The 15,018-nt window shown below is 69.1% G+C and carries 15 protein-coding genes and 1 tRNA gene; 9 read left to right on the top strand and 7 right to left on the bottom strand.

All coding sequences use genetic code 11. The features are described from left to right. Positions 1-165: 165 nt before the first annotated feature. Both J7D54_RS01500 and ngcE read left to right on the top strand, forming a co-directional pair. Positions 166-1,440: an aspartate kinase gene (locus J7D54_RS01500; RefSeq protein WP_182762764.1), complete on the top strand. Its 1,275-nt coding sequence runs from the start codon at positions 166-168 to the stop codon at positions 1,438-1,440. An 82-nt stretch (positions 1,441-1,522) separates the two neighbouring features. Beyond that, a complete protein-coding gene (gene ngcE / locus J7D54_RS01495; protein ID WP_182762765.1) occupies positions 1,523-2,917 on the top strand; it encodes an N-acetylglucosamine/diacetylchitobiose ABC transporter substrate-binding protein in 1,395 nt (464 codons plus the stop codon). A 4-nt stretch (positions 2,918-2,921) separates the two neighbouring features. Here the strand turns inward: ngcE and J7D54_RS01490 are convergent, their stop codons facing one another. Continuing rightward, positions 2,922-4,571, bottom strand: coding sequence for a helicase HerA-like domain-containing protein (locus J7D54_RS01490; RefSeq protein ID WP_209455181.1), 1,650 nt, complete (start codon positions 4,569-4,571; stop codon positions 2,922-2,924). Between the two features lie 109 nt (positions 4,572-4,680). On the opposite strand from J7D54_RS01490, the gene J7D54_RS01485 reads away from it, so the two are divergent. Together J7D54_RS01485 and J7D54_RS01480 are read left to right on the top strand one after the other, a co-directional pair. Then, complete coding sequence (locus J7D54_RS01485) at positions 4,681-4,974, top strand: type II toxin-antitoxin system VapB family antitoxin (RefSeq protein ID WP_076063541.1); 294 nt, start codon at positions 4,681-4,683, stop codon at positions 4,972-4,974. A gap of 43 nt (positions 4,975-5,017) precedes the next feature. Further along, on the top strand, positions 5,018-5,560 hold the full coding sequence (locus tag J7D54_RS01480; RefSeq protein ID WP_182762767.1) for a LytR C-terminal domain-containing protein: 543 nt from the start codon (positions 5,018-5,020) through the stop codon (positions 5,558-5,560). A gap of 84 nt (positions 5,561-5,644) precedes the next feature. Here J7D54_RS01480 and J7D54_RS01475 read toward each other — a convergent pair. Beyond that, positions 5,645-5,729, bottom strand: a tRNA-Ser gene (locus tag J7D54_RS01475). Positions 5,730-5,810: 81 nt separating this feature from the next. Between J7D54_RS01475 and J7D54_RS01470 the strand changes: the two genes are divergently transcribed. Further along, a complete protein-coding gene (locus J7D54_RS01470; RefSeq protein ID WP_182762769.1) occupies positions 5,811-6,989 on the top strand; it encodes an MFS transporter in 1,179 nt (392 codons plus the stop codon). Positions 6,990-7,028: 39 nt separating this feature from the next. On the opposite strand, the gene tadA is transcribed toward J7D54_RS01470, so the two are convergent. Then, positions 7,029-7,460, bottom strand: a complete 432-nt coding sequence (gene tadA, locus J7D54_RS01465; protein ID WP_182762771.1) for a tRNA adenosine(34) deaminase TadA — start codon at positions 7,458-7,460, stop codon at positions 7,029-7,031. A 32-nt stretch (positions 7,461-7,492) separates the two neighbouring features. After that, positions 7,493-8,083, bottom strand: a complete 591-nt coding sequence (locus J7D54_RS01460) for a tRNA adenosine deaminase-associated protein (RefSeq protein WP_182762774.1) — start codon at positions 8,081-8,083, stop codon at positions 7,493-7,495. Positions 8,084-8,202: 119 nt separating this feature from the next. Between J7D54_RS01460 and upp the strand changes: the two genes are divergently transcribed. The 4 genes from upp to J7D54_RS01440 all read left to right on the top strand — a co-directional run bounded on the left by upp (position 8,203) and on the right by J7D54_RS01440 (position 12,507). Further along, positions 8,203-8,844 (top strand): uracil phosphoribosyltransferase, encoded by a 642-nt coding sequence (gene upp / locus J7D54_RS01455; protein WP_076063531.1) that lies wholly within the window; start codon positions 8,203-8,205, stop codon positions 8,842-8,844. Between the two features lie 46 nt (positions 8,845-8,890). Continuing rightward, on the top strand, positions 8,891-9,652 hold the full coding sequence (locus J7D54_RS01450) for a YwiC-like family protein (RefSeq protein ID WP_182762776.1): 762 nt from the start codon (positions 8,891-8,893) through the stop codon (positions 9,650-9,652). A gap of 70 nt (positions 9,653-9,722) precedes the next feature. After that, complete coding sequence (locus tag J7D54_RS01445; RefSeq protein WP_245244071.1) at positions 9,723-11,498, top strand: alpha-amylase family glycosyl hydrolase; 1,776 nt, start codon at positions 9,723-9,725, stop codon at positions 11,496-11,498. A gap of 22 nt (positions 11,499-11,520) precedes the next feature. Then, positions 11,521-12,507 (top strand): hypothetical protein, encoded by a 987-nt coding sequence (locus J7D54_RS01440; protein WP_182762778.1) that lies wholly within the window; start codon positions 11,521-11,523, stop codon positions 12,505-12,507. Here the strand turns inward: J7D54_RS01440 and J7D54_RS01435 are convergent. The 3 genes from J7D54_RS01435 to J7D54_RS01425 all read right to left on the bottom strand — a co-directional run bounded on the left by J7D54_RS01435 (position 12,500) and on the right by J7D54_RS01425 (position 14,939). Then, positions 12,500-13,060 (bottom strand): NADAR family protein, encoded by a 561-nt coding sequence (locus J7D54_RS01435; protein WP_182762779.1) that lies wholly within the window; start codon positions 13,058-13,060, stop codon positions 12,500-12,502. The genes J7D54_RS01440 and J7D54_RS01435 overlap by 8 nt on opposite strands. Positions 13,061-13,221: 161 nt before the next feature. Beyond that, positions 13,222-14,118: a 1,4-dihydroxy-2-naphthoyl-CoA synthase gene (locus J7D54_RS01430; RefSeq protein ID WP_076063520.1), complete on the bottom strand. Its 897-nt coding sequence runs from the start codon at positions 14,116-14,118 to the stop codon at positions 13,222-13,224. 89 nt (positions 14,119-14,207) lie between these two features. Further along, on the bottom strand, positions 14,208-14,939 hold the full coding sequence (locus J7D54_RS01425) for a glycerophosphodiester phosphodiesterase (RefSeq protein WP_182762781.1): 732 nt from the start codon (positions 14,937-14,939) through the stop codon (positions 14,208-14,210). Between the last annotated feature and the right edge of the window lie 79 nt (positions 14,940-15,018).

Below are 15,018 nucleotides of genomic sequence, written 5' to 3'. Positions count from 1 at the left end.
ACCGCCTGCTTGTTCAATGCTCAGCCTGATTCCACGCGCCGGGACTGCCCCCAGCGCTGGTGCGCACGTCGCCGGACGACGGCGACCCGGTGCGCGGCGGACGGCCCTCGCTTCCAGGCCCCGGGCGAACTATCCTGATACGCGGTCCTCAGGAGGTTCTTACACATGGGTCGCATCGTTCAGAAGTTCGGCGGCAGTTCGGTTCAGGACGCGGAGTCCATCAAGCGCGTCGCCCGCCGCATCGCACGCACCCGCGGCGAGGGGCACGACGTCATCATCGTCATCTCCGCCATGGGTGACACCACCGACGAGTTGATGGACCTGGCGCTGCAGGTCTCCCCCAGCCCCAAGTCACGCGAACTCGACATGCTGCTGACCACCGGCGAGCGCCAGTCGGCCGCGCTGCTGGCGATGGCGCTGGCGGACCTCGGCGTGGAGGCGGTGTCCTACACCGGATCACAGGCCGGCATCCTCACCACCCCCACCCACGGAAACGCGCGCATCATCGACATCACCCCGGGCCGCGTCGTGAAGTCGCTCGAAGAGGGCAGCGTCGTGATCGTCGCGGGCTTCCAGGGCGTCGCCCAGACCACCAAGGACGTGACGACGCTCGGCCGCGGCGCGTCGGACACCACCGCCGTCGCGCTCGCCTCCGCGCTGGGCGCCGACTACTGCGAGATCTACTCGGATGTGGACGGCGTCTACACGGCGGATCCGCGCATCGTGAAGTCCGCCCGCCAGATCAGCGAGATCGGCTACGAGGACATGATGGAGATGGCCGCCAGCGGCGCCAAGATCCTGCACCTGCGCTGCGTCGAGTACGCGCGCCGCGAGGGCGTGCCCGTGCACGTGCGTTCCTCGTTCACCGACAAGCCCGGCACCTGGGTCAAGAGCCAGGATCAGATCACGAAAGACGGAGCCATGGAAGAAGCCATCATCACCGGTGTCGCCCACGACCGCACCGAAGCCAAGATCACCATCGTCAACGTGCCGGACCGGGTGGGCGAAGCCGCCAGCATCTTCCGCGCGATCGCCCAGGCCGACATCAACATCGACATGATCGTGCAGAACATCTCGCGCCTGTCGGACGCCGCCACGGACATCTCGTTCACCCTCCCCATGGACCTGGGCGCCAAGGCCATCGCCGCGCTCGACGCCATCAAGGACGAGGTGGGTTTCGAGGAGGTGCTCTACGACGACCAGATCGGCAAGGTCTCGGTGGTGGGCGTGGGCATGCGCTCGCACCCGGGCGTCTCCGCCACGTTCTTCGACGCTCTGGCCAAGGCAGACGTGAACCTGCAGATGATCTCCACCTCGGAGATCCGCATCTCGGTGATCGTCGGCGCCGATGATGTCGACGACGCCGTCCGCGCCGCCCACAGCGCCTTCGGGCTCGACGGCTCGGCCGAGGCCACTGTCTACGCGGGCACCGGTCGCTGACCTTGCCCTCCCCCTGTCCCGGCGCCGGGCGCCGGGCAGGCAAGAAGGGTGCTCCCGGCGGGCGCGGGGCTAGAGTTCCTGCATGACCATTCTGGGGCGACGACACTTCCTGGCTGCGGCCGCCGTCGTGCCGCTCACGGCGTGCGTCAACACCCAGCCGCCGGCGCCCCCGGGCGAGAGCCAGACGGGGAGCCCCACCTCCACGCCGGAGCCCAGCCCCACGGCCACCCATCCCTTCGGGCTCACGGTGCCCAGCAGCGTCAAGGCCGTCATCTTCGACGGCGCCTTCGGCGTCGGCTACGTGCGCGACGCCGCCACCGCCATGCGGAAGACCTATGAGGGCCTGCGGGTCCAGGTGTCCGCGAGTAGCGACATCACCGCAGACGTGGCGCCCCTGTTCGCCGACGGCGCCACCCCGCCGGACCTCGTCGACAACTCCGGCAGCCACCAGCTGGCCGTCGCGGACATCGTCGACGAACTCCTGCCGCTCGACGACCTGATGTCGTCCGTCAACCTCGAGGGCATCCCCATCGAGGAGACGCTGTACAGCGGCGTGGTGCAGGCCGGCACGTTCAACGGACGCCACGTGGCGCTGGACTACGCACTCAGCGTCTACGGGCTCTGGCACTCCGCCAGCCACTTCGCGGCTCAGGGCTGGGCCGTGCCCACCGCCTGGGACGAGCTGTTGGAGCTCGGCGAGCAGGCCCGCGGGTTGGGCCAGGACCTGTTCGTGTGGGGCGACGACGCCGCCAGCTACTACGCCGAGCTGGCCATCTCGTCGGCCATCAAGGAGGGCGGCCACGACGTGCGCCGCGCGCTCGACAACCTAGAGCCCGAGGGCTGGTCCCACCCCGCCGTCGCCGGGGTGCTGCAGTCCCTGGCGGAGTGCGTGGCCGCGGGCTTCGTCCGCCATGGCGGGGCGTACGTGGACGCCCAGGCGGAGTGGTCGCAGCACCAGAAGGCGCTGTTTTACCCGTCGGGGTCCTGGATCGCCAGGGAGATGGAGGGCCGCACCAGCCACGGCTTCGAGATGACGGTTTCCCCGGTGCCCGCGCTCACGGCCGCGCCGACGCTGCCCTGGTCCGCCGCGCATGCGCAGCCCATCGAGCAGTTCATGGTGCCGAAGAACTCAGCGAACCCGGCCGGCGGGCAGGAACTCCTGCGGACGCTGCTGTCGAGGGAGGCCGCGGAGTCGTTCGCACGGAACAACCTGGTGCCCACGGTCGTGCGCACCACGGTGCCGGCAGACCTGGAGTCGACGGCGTTGGCCGCGCAGACCCGCCTCCTGGCAGACGCCGGGGAGGACGTGTACTCGTGGCGCTTCGTGTCCCACTACGGCCTGTCCGAGGACTACAACCGCCTCTGGGGGCAGTTCCTCAGGGGTGACCTGGGCGCGCAGGCGCTGGCCGAGGAACTGCAGGCGTTGTCGGACGCTGTGCGCGAGGATCCGGACATCCCCACCTACACCGTCGACTGAGCTGCTACCGCCCCCGGCGGCCGGTGCCGAAGATGCTGCGCACGATCTCGCGGCCGGCCGTGCGCATGACGTCCTTGAACACCGGCGACTTCGTGACCTGCTCGATCAGCGACGGGTTCTCCCGCTCATAGCGGCGACGCTCGGCCTCCGCCTGCTTGCGTTCGCGCTCCAGCTGGGCCAGCTCGCGCTCGTTCTCGCGCTGCTGCTTCTCCCACTCCTGCTGGGTGCGCTCCTGCTCCTTCTGGGCGGCGGCCTCGGCCTCCGCCCGCTCCGCCTCCAGCCGTTCGGCCGCGGCCTGCGCCGAGCCGGCCTCGAGCCGGCGGGTCAGGATCTCGTAGGCCGATTCCCTGTCCACCGCCTGGCCGTACCGCGCGAACAGGGGCGACGCCTCCACCGAGGCCCGCAACTGGGCCTCCGGCGTCGGCGACATCGAGGAGGCCGGCGCCCAGATCCGCGTCCAGGCCACCGGGGTGGGCGCGCCCTTCTCGCTCATCACGGTCACGACGGCCTCGCCGATGCCCAGCTGCTGCAGCACCTGCTCGAGGTCGTAGTGGGAGTGCGGGTAGGTGTCAACGGTGGCCTTGAGGGCCTTCGCATCGTTGGGCGTGTGGGCCCTGAGCTGGTGCTGGACGCGCGAACCGAGCTGGGCCAGCACGTCGTCGGGCACGTCCTTGGGTGTCTGCGTTACGAAGAACACGCCGATGCCCTTGGAGCGGATCAGCCGGACGGTCTGCGTGATGGCCTGGAGGAACGCCTTCGACGCATCGTTGAAGAGCAGGTGGGCCTCGTCGAAGAAGAACACCAGCTTGGGCTTGTCGAGGTCGCCCACCTCGGGCAGCGACGTGAACAGGTCTGCCAGCAGCCACATCAGGAACGTGGAGAACAGCGCGGGCTGCGTGGCGAGTTGCGGCAGTTCCAGCAGCGACACCACGCCGCGGCCGTCCGGCGCCACCCGCAGCAACTCCGAGGGCTCGAACTCGGGCTCGCCGAAGAAGACGTCGCCACCCTGGTCCGAGAGCGTCACGAGCGAGCGGAGGATCACGCCGGCGGTGGCCGTCGACACCCCGCCGATGCCTTTCAGTTCCGGCTTGCCCTCATCCGAGGTGAGCCACTTGAGCAGGCCGACGAGGTCCTTGAGGTCGAGGAGCAGCAGGCCGTTCTTGTCGGCGTAGTGGAACACCAGCCCCAGCGAGGATTCCTGCACCTGGTTGAGGCCCAGCACCTTGGACAGGAGGATGGGGCCGAACGACGACACGGCCGCCCGCACCGGAACGCCGATGCCCTGCCCGCCCAGGGCGTAGAACTCGGCGGGGAACGCCGTCGGCTGCCAGGGCTGGCCCTGCTTCTGCGTGCGGGCGAGGATATTATCGTTCGATTCGCCCGGCGACGCCATGCCGCTGAGGTCGCCCTTGATGTCCGCGGCGAACACGGGCACGCCGGCCGTCGACAGCGCCTCGGCCATCACCTGCAGGGTCTTGGTCTTGCCCGTGCCGGTGGCCCCGGCCACCAGGCCGTGCCTGTTGAACATCGACAGGGGGATGCGGATGGGCACGTCGACGGCGGGCTCTCCGTCGACGAGGACGCCCAGCGTCGCTGCCGGCGCCTCGAAGGTGTAGCCGGCCCTGATCTGGTCAGTTGGTGCTGCATCGTTCACGTCCGCATCGTCCCACAGACCCCCGTCGCACGGGCGTGTTTACGACGCACGGAGGCCCCAGTGGGCACAGCTGGCTCCGGGCGGGGGGCGGGTTGGGTAGGCTGGCGGCGTGATCTTCAAGCGAGTCGGCGATTCCCGCCCCTACCCGGACCACGGGTACACCCAGAAGCAGTGGATCGCGATCGCGCCCCATCAGGTGCGCCTCGACGAACTCGTGACCACCAAGCGCACGCTGGATCTGGAGGCGCTGCTCGAGGAGGATTCCACCTTCTACGGCGACCTCTTCGCGCACGTCGTGTCCTACCGCGGCGAGCTCTACCTGGAGGACGGGTTGCACCGGGCGCTGCGCGCCGCGCTCCAGCAACGGCAGACAATGCACGCCAGGGTCCTCGAGTTGAAGTAATCTCCCACCAGGGAAACTCCTCGACGAAAGCGAATGTAAACAAGTGCGCATCTTCCGCCTGATAGCCACCCCGGTGATTCTGCTGGGTCTGCTGGGCTTTCTCGGGTGGGGTTTCCTGTGGGGCTGGCGCGAACTCACCGCGCCGCTGCCGACGACACCGCCCACGCCGTGCGTCACTGAAGCCACGGAGTTCGTCAACCCCACCATGGTGTTCGTGCACGTGTACAACGGCGGCTTCACCTCCGGGTTGGCGCGTCGGATCGGCACGCAACTGACCGACGGCGGGTACAACGTGGTGAGCGTCGACGACACCGAGGAGACCATCAAGGAGACGGTGATCCGCGGCAACAAGGACCAGTACCCCGCCATGCGGCTGCTGATGTCGAACTTCATCGACCCGAAGATCGAGTACGACGACCGCATCGACGGCACCCTCGACGTGCTGGTCGGCACCGCCTGGCAGGGCTACGCGCCCACGGAACAGATCATCTACCAGGTGTCGTCCGCCGGCGGTTCGATCTGCAGGCCGCCGGTGGCCACGGACGAGTCTGCGTCCCCGTCCCCCTCGCCGACGACGGAGAGCTGAGCCCGTCGCACGCACGCCCGTAGCCTCGGCTCCGGGGCCCATAGAAACGTTGAACCCCCGGAATCTCTTCCGGGGGTTCGTCGGCGGTGATGGAGGGATTTGAACCCCCGGTAGGTTGCCCTACTCTCGCTTTCGAGGCGAGCTCTTTCGGCCGCTCAGACACATCACCGCAGACCAGTGTAGTGATTCCCACCGGCGATCACCAATCGTGGTTTGCCAGCCACCCGCGCCCGGCGCGTACAGTAGGCCGGTGCGTGAAATCTCGGCCCTCCTCCGTGTCCCGGGACTCCCGCTCATCCTGGCGGCCCAGCTAGCCGCCCGGTTCCCGGCCGGGATGTACACGCTGGGGATCCTCATGCACGTGGAGCGGGCCCAGGGCACCTACACCGCCGCGGGCCTGGTGCTCGCGTCGTTCTCCGCGGCCATGGCCGTGGCCGGGCCGCCGGTGTCGCGGCTGCTGAGCAGGTTCGGCACCTTCCGGGTGCTGCTGGTGTGCACCCTCCTGTCCGTCACCGCCTTCTCGGCCCTCGCGCTGTTCCCCACCCTCCCCCTGTTCTGGCTCATCGTGCTGGGCGCCCTGGGCGGCGGCACCGTCCCGCCCGTGATCCCGGCGGTCCGCACGCTGTATCCCCGGGTGACCCCGCGCCCCCTGCTGACGACGCTCTTCAGCTTCGACGCCGCGCTGCAGGAGGTCATCTGGGTCATCGGACCGGTGTCCATCACCATGCTGGTGGCCGCGTTCGACACCACCGTGGCGCTGCTCATCGTGGTGGCCGTACAGATCGTCGGCGGCCTCGCCTTCATGCTGGCGCCGGCCGTGCGCACCATGAAGATCCCGCAGACGGACCGCAAGCTGGGCCGCGTGCTCCAGAACCCGTCCGTGATCCTCATGATGGTCACCTCGGCGCTGTTCCTGGGCGCCTTCGCCGCCGTCGAGGTGGGTGTCGTGGCCAGCTTCGACGAAGGCTCGATCCTCGCCGGCGTGGTGCTGGGCATCACGTCGTTCGGTTCGCTCATCGGCGGGCTCGCGGCGGGCAACCGGCCCATCTCGCGCTGGTCGCTGGCCCTGCGCACCATGATCATGGTGGTCGGCCTCGTGTTGGCCGCGATCCTGACCGGCTTCTGGGGCCTGACCGCCGCCCTGTTCATCGCGGGCGTCGGCATCGCGCCCGCCCTGGCGGCCGTGTCCTCGGTCATCGCCGGCAGCGTGCCGTTCGCCGACACAGCGGAGGCTTACGGCTGGATCGGCACCGGCCAGTTGCTGGGCACCTCTGTGTGCGCGGCCGTCGCCGGCGTAGCGATCGACGCGGTGGGGGCGCCCGGCGCGCTGTTCATCGCCGCGGGGGCCGGCGTGCTGGCGCTGGTGGTGGCCGTCGTGTTCCGCAAGGCGCAGCCGGACCTGCGCGGCGGCATCTCCATCCTCGACTGAGCCGCGGCCCAGCTGTCATGAGCGGGCAGGGGGGTTCACCTAGCGTTTGGCGGCGAAGAACTGCTCGAGGATCGCGGCGCATTCGGTTTCCAGGACCCGTGAGGTCACCGTCGGGCGGTGGTTGAGCCGGGGGTCGCGCACCACGTCCCACAGCGACGAGACGGCGCCGGCCTTCTCGTCGAACGCGCCGAACACGAGGTGCCCGATCCGCGAGGCGACGATGGCGCCGGCGCACATGGTGCAGGGTTCCAGGGTGACCACGAGCGTGCAGCCGGTGAGCCGCCACTCCCCCACTGCCTGCGCGGCGCGGCGGATGGCGACGACCTCCGCATGCGCGGTGGGGTCCCCGGTGAGTTCCCGTTCGTTCCCGGCAGCGGCGATGACCTCCCCGGCCGGGTTCAGGACGACGGCGCCGATGGGTACGTCGCCGTGCGCTTCCGCGCCCGACGCCTCGGCCAGCGCGCGACGCATCGCGTCATGCCAGCGCGTGCCCACGGCCCAGGTCAGTCGTCGAAGGACTCGGCGGCGCGCTCGAACTCCGCGCCGATCTTCAGCTTCTTCGCGATGACGCCGAGGAGGACGTCGGAATCCTCGTCGTAATCCGTGGCGATGGCCTCCATCTCGAAGCCGCGGAGACCGCTGGCTGCGTAGATCTCGAGGTCGCCCAGCGGGAAGGAGTCGTCGTCCTCGTCCGGCACGTCCTCGCCTAGGTAGTCGACCACGTCGCGGGCCAGGGGCCAGTCGTTGGCGGCCGTCGCGTCGGACAGCAGCACCTCGACGGTGCGGCCGCGCACGCGGCACAACACGAAGAACTCGCCGGCCACGGAGACCCAGCCGTCGGCGCCCGAGTCGCCTGGGAGGCGGCTCAGCTGACGGATGAGCTCGTCGAAGTCGTTGGCGAGGTCGTAGTCCATGGGCACCGCAGTGGCCTTACCGTCTTCGCGGTAGAGCGCGACCACAAGGTCGATGTCGTCCTCGGTGGCGTCTTCGAGGTCGTCATCGTCGTCGTCGAAATCGTCCAGATCAGCGTCGTCTGTTTCCTCGACGTCGTTCTTCAAGTCGAACGGCTCCGCATCCTCATCGAACACGTCCACAACCCACTCCTTCCGACGAACCCAGGTGCCTCGCCCATCCTTGCACGCTTCCCCGGAATGAGACAGCAGGGGGCCCAACCCGCTACGCGGAAGTGCCCGGATGTGCGAAGGTTGGTCCCGTGGAACTACACGTCGTCGAACACCCGCTCGTCCATCACAAGCTCACGGTCCTGCGGGACAAGAACACGCCGCAGCCGGTCTTCCGGTTGCTCGTGGAGGAACTCGTCACCCTGCTCGCCTACGAGGCGACCCGCGGGGTGCGCGTCCATGAGGTGCAGATCGAGACGCCCGTCGCCCCCACCACCGGTGTGAAGCTGGCGCAGCCGGCGCCCCTGGTGGTGCCCATCCTGCGCGCCGGGCTCGGCATGCTCGACGGCATGCTGCGCCTGGTGCCCACCGCGGAGGTGGGCTTCCTCGGCATGATCCGCGACGAGAAGACCCTGCAGCCCATGACCTACGCGGAGCGCCTCCCGCAGGACCTGTCGGGCCGGCAGTGCTACGTACTGGACCCGATGCTCGCCACCGGCGGCTCACTCGGCGGCGCCATCCAGTACCTGGTGGACCGGGGGGCGGACGACATCACCGCCATCTGCCTGACCGCTGCGCCCGAGGGCGTGGAGAAGCTGCAGCACCTCCTGGGCGACCTGCAGGTGCCGTGCCGCGTCGTGGTCGCCTCGCTGGACGAGCGCCTCAACGAGGCCGGCTACATCGTGCCCGGCCTCGGCGACGCCGGCGACCGCCTGTACGGCCTGGCCGAGTAGGCACCCCGTCGCTCGTCCCCCGCGGGGCGGCCGATAGGTTGGGGTCATGGCCAAGGGAGCGTCCAAGGGGTGGATGACCAACCAGCACGGCGCCTGGGCGATGATCATCGTCCCGTTCCTCGCCGGGCTGATCCTGGTGGCCCCCTACCGCCCCCTCGACGGTGGCGACGCCGCGCTGGGCGTCACGTGGCTGATCGGCTACTTCGCCTACCACGCGCTCACGCTGGCGCTGAAGGCCGCGCCGCGCCGCCGCCCCTCGTACTACCCCGCCGTGGCCGTCTACGGCGCCATCGCCGTCGTCGCGGGCCTTGTCACCTTGTGGTTCCGGGGCTGGTCGCTGCTGCTGTGGGCACCGCTGTACGCCGTCCTGCTCGGTAGCGCGCTGTGGTTGGCGGCCTCCAAGCGGGAACGCACCGTGCTCTCCGGGGTGCTCACGATCGTCGCGTCCTGCGGCCTGATGGCGGTGCTGCGCAGCACCGCGGGGGTGGACTTCGTCCGGGCTGACGAGGTCGCCGTCGTGGTGGCCATCACGGCCTACTTCGTGGGCACGGTGCTGCACGTGAAGGCACTCATCCGGGAGCGCAACGACCCCCGCTCGGCGAAGCGGTCGCTGTTCTACCACGTGGCGCTCGGCGCGCTGGTGCTGGCGGCGGCCATCGTCGGCTGGCTCGGCTGGGGCTGGCCCATGTGGGCAGCGGCCCTCATCGCGCGCGCCTGGTGGCTGCCGCGTCGGCGTCGCTCGCCGGGGCAGATCGGCGTCGTCGAGATCGTGGCGTCGGCATGGGCGTTGCTGCTCGTGCTGTTCTGAGCCACCCTCCACTCCCAGCGCACGCTTGGAGACATCCCCTACTCTGAGGCGAGATCAGAAAGGGGCCATCGTGGTTCTAGAGGGTATGGGCGCGATCGTCGCCGAGGGTGGCGTCGGATTCCGGGTGTGGGCGCCGAACGCCGACAGCGTCAGCGTCACCGGCGACTTCAACGGCTGGGACACCACGGCACATCCCCTCACCAGGGAGAACGACGAGGGGTACTGGTACGGCTACGTCGAGGGCGCCGAGGCGGGTCAGGAGTACAAGTACCTGCTGACCAACGGCAGCCTCGAACTCCACCGCAACGACCCCTACGCCCGCGAGGTGACGAACTCCGTCGGCAACACCGTCATCGTCGACCCCCTCGATTTCGACTGGGAGGACGACAGCTTCGAGCCTCCGGCGCACAACGAGATCGTCATCTACGAGGCCCACGTCGGCTCGTTCTTCACCAAGAGCGACGACACCGGCAGCTTCACGATGATGGCCGAGAAGCTCCAGCACGTCCTGGACCTGGGCTGCAACGCCATCCAGCTCATGCCCATCGCCGAGTTCGCCGGCGACCTGTCCTGGGGCTACAACCCCGCCCACATCTTCGCCGTCGAATCCACCTACGGCGGCCCCCGCGCCTACCGCGAGTTCGTGAAGCAGGCGCACCGCATGGGCCTGGCCGTGATCCAGGACGTGGTCTACAACCACTTCGGCCCGTCAGACCTGGACCTGTGGCAGTTCGACGGGTGGCAGGAGAACGACAAGGGCGGTATCTACTTCTACAACGACCACCGCTCCAGCACCCCGTGGGGCGACACCCGCCCGGATTACGGCCGGGCCGAGGTGCGTCGCTTCATCCACGACAACGCGCTGATGTGGCTGCGCGAGTACCGCGTCGACGGGCTGCGCTACGACATGACGCCGTACATGCGCTCCGTGGACGCCACGGGCTTCGACATCATCGACGGCTGGACCCTGCAGTCCTGGATCAACCGCGACATCCGCGCCCAGTTCCCCAGGGCGCTGCTCATCGCGGAGGACATGCACTCCAACCCGCTGGTCACCGGCCTGGACAACGACGGCGCGGGCTACCACGCGCAGTGGGACCCCAACTTCGTGCACCCGGTGCGCAAGGCCCTGCAGGAATACGACGACGCGCACCGCAGCATCGACGCCATCGCCGACGCGCTCACCTTCAACTACGACGGTGACGCGTTCCGCCGGGTGGTCTACACCGAGTCGCACGACGAGGTGGCCAACGGCAAGGCGAGGGTCGTGGCGGAGGTCCAGCCCGGCGACCAGCAGGGCTGGTTCGCGCAGAAGCGCTCCACGCTGGGCGCCGCGCTCGTGATGACCGCGCCGGGCATCCCCATGCTGTTCCAGGGCCAGGAGTTCCTCCAGGGCGACTGGTTCCGCGACGACGTGCCGCTCGACTGGCATCTGAAGCGCGAGCACCACGGCATCGTGCAGCTCTACGCGGACCTCATCACGCTGCGGCGCAACCTGTTCGGCGAGTCGCAGGGGCTGCAGGGCCAGGGCATCAACGTCTTCCATCGCAATGATGACGCGAAGGTCATCGCGTTCCAGCGCTGGTACGACCACGGCATCGGCGACGACGTCGTGGTGGTGGCGAACTTCTCCGGCGAGGTGCGCGACGACTACCGCATCGGGCTGCCGTCAGGCGGCAGGTGGGAGTTGAAGCTCAATTCCGACGCCACCCTGTACTCCGACGACTTCGGAGACCACCCGTCGGACGACCTGCACAGCAACGACGAGGGCCAGGACGGGTTCGGCGCCAGCGCCACGCTCACCATCGCCCCGTACTCGGTGCTGATCTACAGCTACGCGGGCTGACGACTCGCCCTAGGCTCGGGTCATGGACGAGGCACAGCGGATCGACGCGTTCTGGCAGTGGTGGGGGCGGCATTCAGCCGCGTTGGGGTCGCTGCTGGACACCGGCGCCGAGGAGGCTGCGGTCCGCACCTACGGGCCGCTGCTCGCCGAGCAGCTCGACGCCGTCGACTCGCGCCTCGGCTACCGCATCGACGACAACGCGGGGCGCAGCCGTCGCACCCTCACCATCTCTGCCCATGGGCAGCCGTGGCTGATGGCGCTGGCCCGCCGGGTCCGTGACGGCGCCCCAGCGCCGGACCGGCACTGGTCCTACTCGAACTTCATCAAGCGCTCACCGGAGCCGATGGCCGTGACCTTCGACATCGACGGGCTCGCCCTCGAGTTGGCGGACACCCAGATCACCTACCGCGACATGGCGCGCCGGGTCGACGTCGGCGTGTGGCACCCGTTGTTCGAGCCCTTCACCGCCGAGCAGCGGGCGTCGCTGGCCGCTGCCATGGTGGACGTCGCGTTGGGCGAGGAGCATGTGCAGTGCTGGGTGGGTGGGCTCGAGGCCCTGGACAGCCCGCCGGAGGACCCTGTCGACCTCGTCACGCTGCGGCGCTTCGTCGACGACGTGCGCACCCGGTTCGTCGAGCTCCCCGACGTCAGCCCGTGGACCACGGTGCAGGGCACCCGCTACGACGGCAAGGAGCTCCACGCGCGCATCAGGGTGCCGCTGTGCGTGGCGCGGGAACCGCTGTTGGAGAAGGTCGTCACCATCCGGCTCCGGCTCGAAGACCTGCGGGGCCCGGCGGCCGACGAGGTCGAGGAGATGATCAACGAGAGCATCGGGGCCGACGGCGAACTGGTCGCCGTCGAAACCCTCAACAGCCTGCGCACGTGGTACTCCTACGTCCGGCCCGACACGGAGGCGACGCAGCGGCTGCTCGATCTCGCCACCGCGCTCGCCCTACCGGTGGAGGTGGCCAACGACCCCACCTGGGAGGTCGTCTCCCACCTCAGCTGAGCAGCCGGCGGCGGGCCTCCATGAGGGCGAAGCCCTGGATGTTGAGGCCCGGCCAGCGGGTGGGGTCCTGGGCGGCGGGGTCATCGGCCGACAGGCCGATGCCCCACACCCTGTCGATGGGCGTGGCGTTGACCAGCACCGCGTGCCCGGTGGACCTCAGGTGGTCGGCCAACTGCGGATCCGCGGCGAACTTGGCCACGTTGGCGGCCACCGCCACCTCGAAGCGGTGCGACTTCCACACCTCGTCGTTGAACGGCCGGACGGTGCGCCCGATCGCCCGGGCCGTCGTCGGCGACTCTGCCCTCAGCACGCGCTGTGCGGAATGGGTGTCGCCGAAGAGGGTCGCCTTGCGCCAGGCGAGGTAGTGCTCGACGGTGCGGAAGAGCTCGCCGTCGGACTCGAAGGGCGCGGGATAGTGCTCGCTGAGGCAGCCGTTGTCGACCTGGCCTGGCTGTTCCGGCACGTGGCCGTGGAACAGCAGCAGGTTGAACCCCGCGCCGGCGGCGAGGGCGGCTCTGAGGCTGGCAACTGAGGAGGGCTCCAGGATCGCCATCGACCCTCACTTCCACACGGTAGGTCTACCCGGTCACCCTACTGAGCGCGGGGTCGATCCAGGGGTCCTCGGCGAGAGGTCAGACGTACTACTTTTCGGCGGTTCCGCGGGGAGTCGTCGCTTGTCAGACGCGGGTGCGTGCCTTGCGCTGCCGCGATGGCTCAGTAGTAATAGGGGAACTTCGACCAGTCCGGCCTGCGCTTCTCCAGGAAGGAGTCGCGGCCCTCCACGGCCTCGTCGGTCATGTAGGCCAGCCGGGTGGTCTCGCCCGCGAAGATCTGCTGGCCGACCAGCCCGTCGTCGATGGCGTTGAAGGCGTACTTGAGCATGCGCTGCGCGGTGGGTGACTTGCCGCAGATCTTGGCGGCCCATTCCAGGCCGACGTCCTCGAGTTCGGCGTGCGGCACCACCCGGTTGACCATGCCCATGCGGTGGGCGTCCTCGGCGTCGTGGACGTCGCCGAGGAAGAAGATCTCGCGGGCGAACTTCTGCCCCACCTGGCGGGCTAGATAGGCCGAGCCGTAGCCCGCGTCGAACGAGCCGACGTCGGCGTCGGTCTGCTTGAACTTGGCGTGTTCGCGCGACGCCAGCGTCAGGTCTGAGACGACGTGCAGCGAATGGCCGCCGCCGGCAGCCCACCCGTTGACCAGGGCGATGACGACCTTCGGCATGAAGCGGATCAGGCGCTGGCATTCGAGGATGTGCAGGCGGCCGAGCTTGGCGGCGTCGACGGATTCCGCCGTCTCGCCCTCCGCGTACTGGTAGCCGGCGCGGCCGCGGATGCGCTGATCCCCGCCGGAGCAGAACGCCCAGCCGCCGTCCTTCTCGGACGGCCCGTTGCCGGTCAGCAGCACGCAGCCGATGTCGGAGGAGGTGCGGGCGTGCTCGAGCGCCTGGTACAGCTCGTCGACGGTGTGCGGGCGGAACGCGTTGCGCACCTCCGGCCGGTCGAACGCGATCCGCACGGCGGGCACGTCCTTGGCGCGGTGGTACGTGATGTCGGTGAACTCGAAGCCCTCGACGGGGGTCCACAGCTCTGGGCGGAACGGGTTGCTCATGCGCCCACCCTATCGAGCGCGGCTCGGCGACGTCGGCCCGAGCGCGCGGGGCGGCTCGCGCCGTCGGCGGTCTGGCTCAGCGGTCTGGCTCAGAGGTAGCCGCGACGGACGGTCTCGCCCAGCCTGTCGGGGAAGTTCGTGATGATCGCGTCCACGCCGATGCGCTTCAGACGCAGGGCGTCTTCGTCGTTGTTCACCGTCCAGGCATTGACCTTGATGCCCTTCTCGTGGCACAACCACACGAAATCCGGGTGGCGCAGCGCCAGGTAGTGCGGGTGCACGTTGCCGGCGCCGAACCGCTTGGCGTACTCCCACGGCTCGTAGAGGCCGTCCGAGAACAGCAGGCCGAGGTGCTCCGGCGACACCCGTCCGCGCAGGTTGGCCAAGCTGTAGTGGTTGAACGACGAGAACAGCGTCTGGTCCAGCATCCCTGCATCCGTGACGGCGGCGAGCACGTCGTCCTCGAGCCCCGGGTACAGCTCGACGCTGTTCTTGAGTTCAAGGTTGACCGTCGCGTCGGTGCCCCTGACCAGCTCCAGCACGTCGCGCAGGAGCGGGATCTTGGTGTTGCGACGGCCGGGGAAACCGTGCGAGAAGTCCGCGCCGCGCAGTTCCTCCAGCGTCTGGTCCACAACCTTGCCGAAGCCGTTGGAGGTGCGGTTGATCGCCTCGTCATGGACGACGACGAGCTGCCCGTCCGCGGTGCGCTGGACGTCGAGTTCCAGGCCGTCGGCACCCATCTTGAGGGCGAGCTCGAACGCAGGCAGCGTGTTCTCCGGAGCGTATGCCGACGCGCCGCGATGGGCCCAGATTGCAGTCACTCCCCTATCCTTCCACCTCTTCGCAAGCTGGGCACCTTCTGAACGGCTCAGCATCCGGGCGGGTAGCCTCGAAAGGGTC

The sequence above is a fragment of the Tessaracoccus sp. MC1865 genome, assembly GCF_017815535.1.
GTDB lineage: Bacteria > Actinomycetota > Actinomycetes > Propionibacteriales > Propionibacteriaceae > Arachnia.
This window is presented reverse-complemented; position numbering and strand designations above follow the sequence as displayed.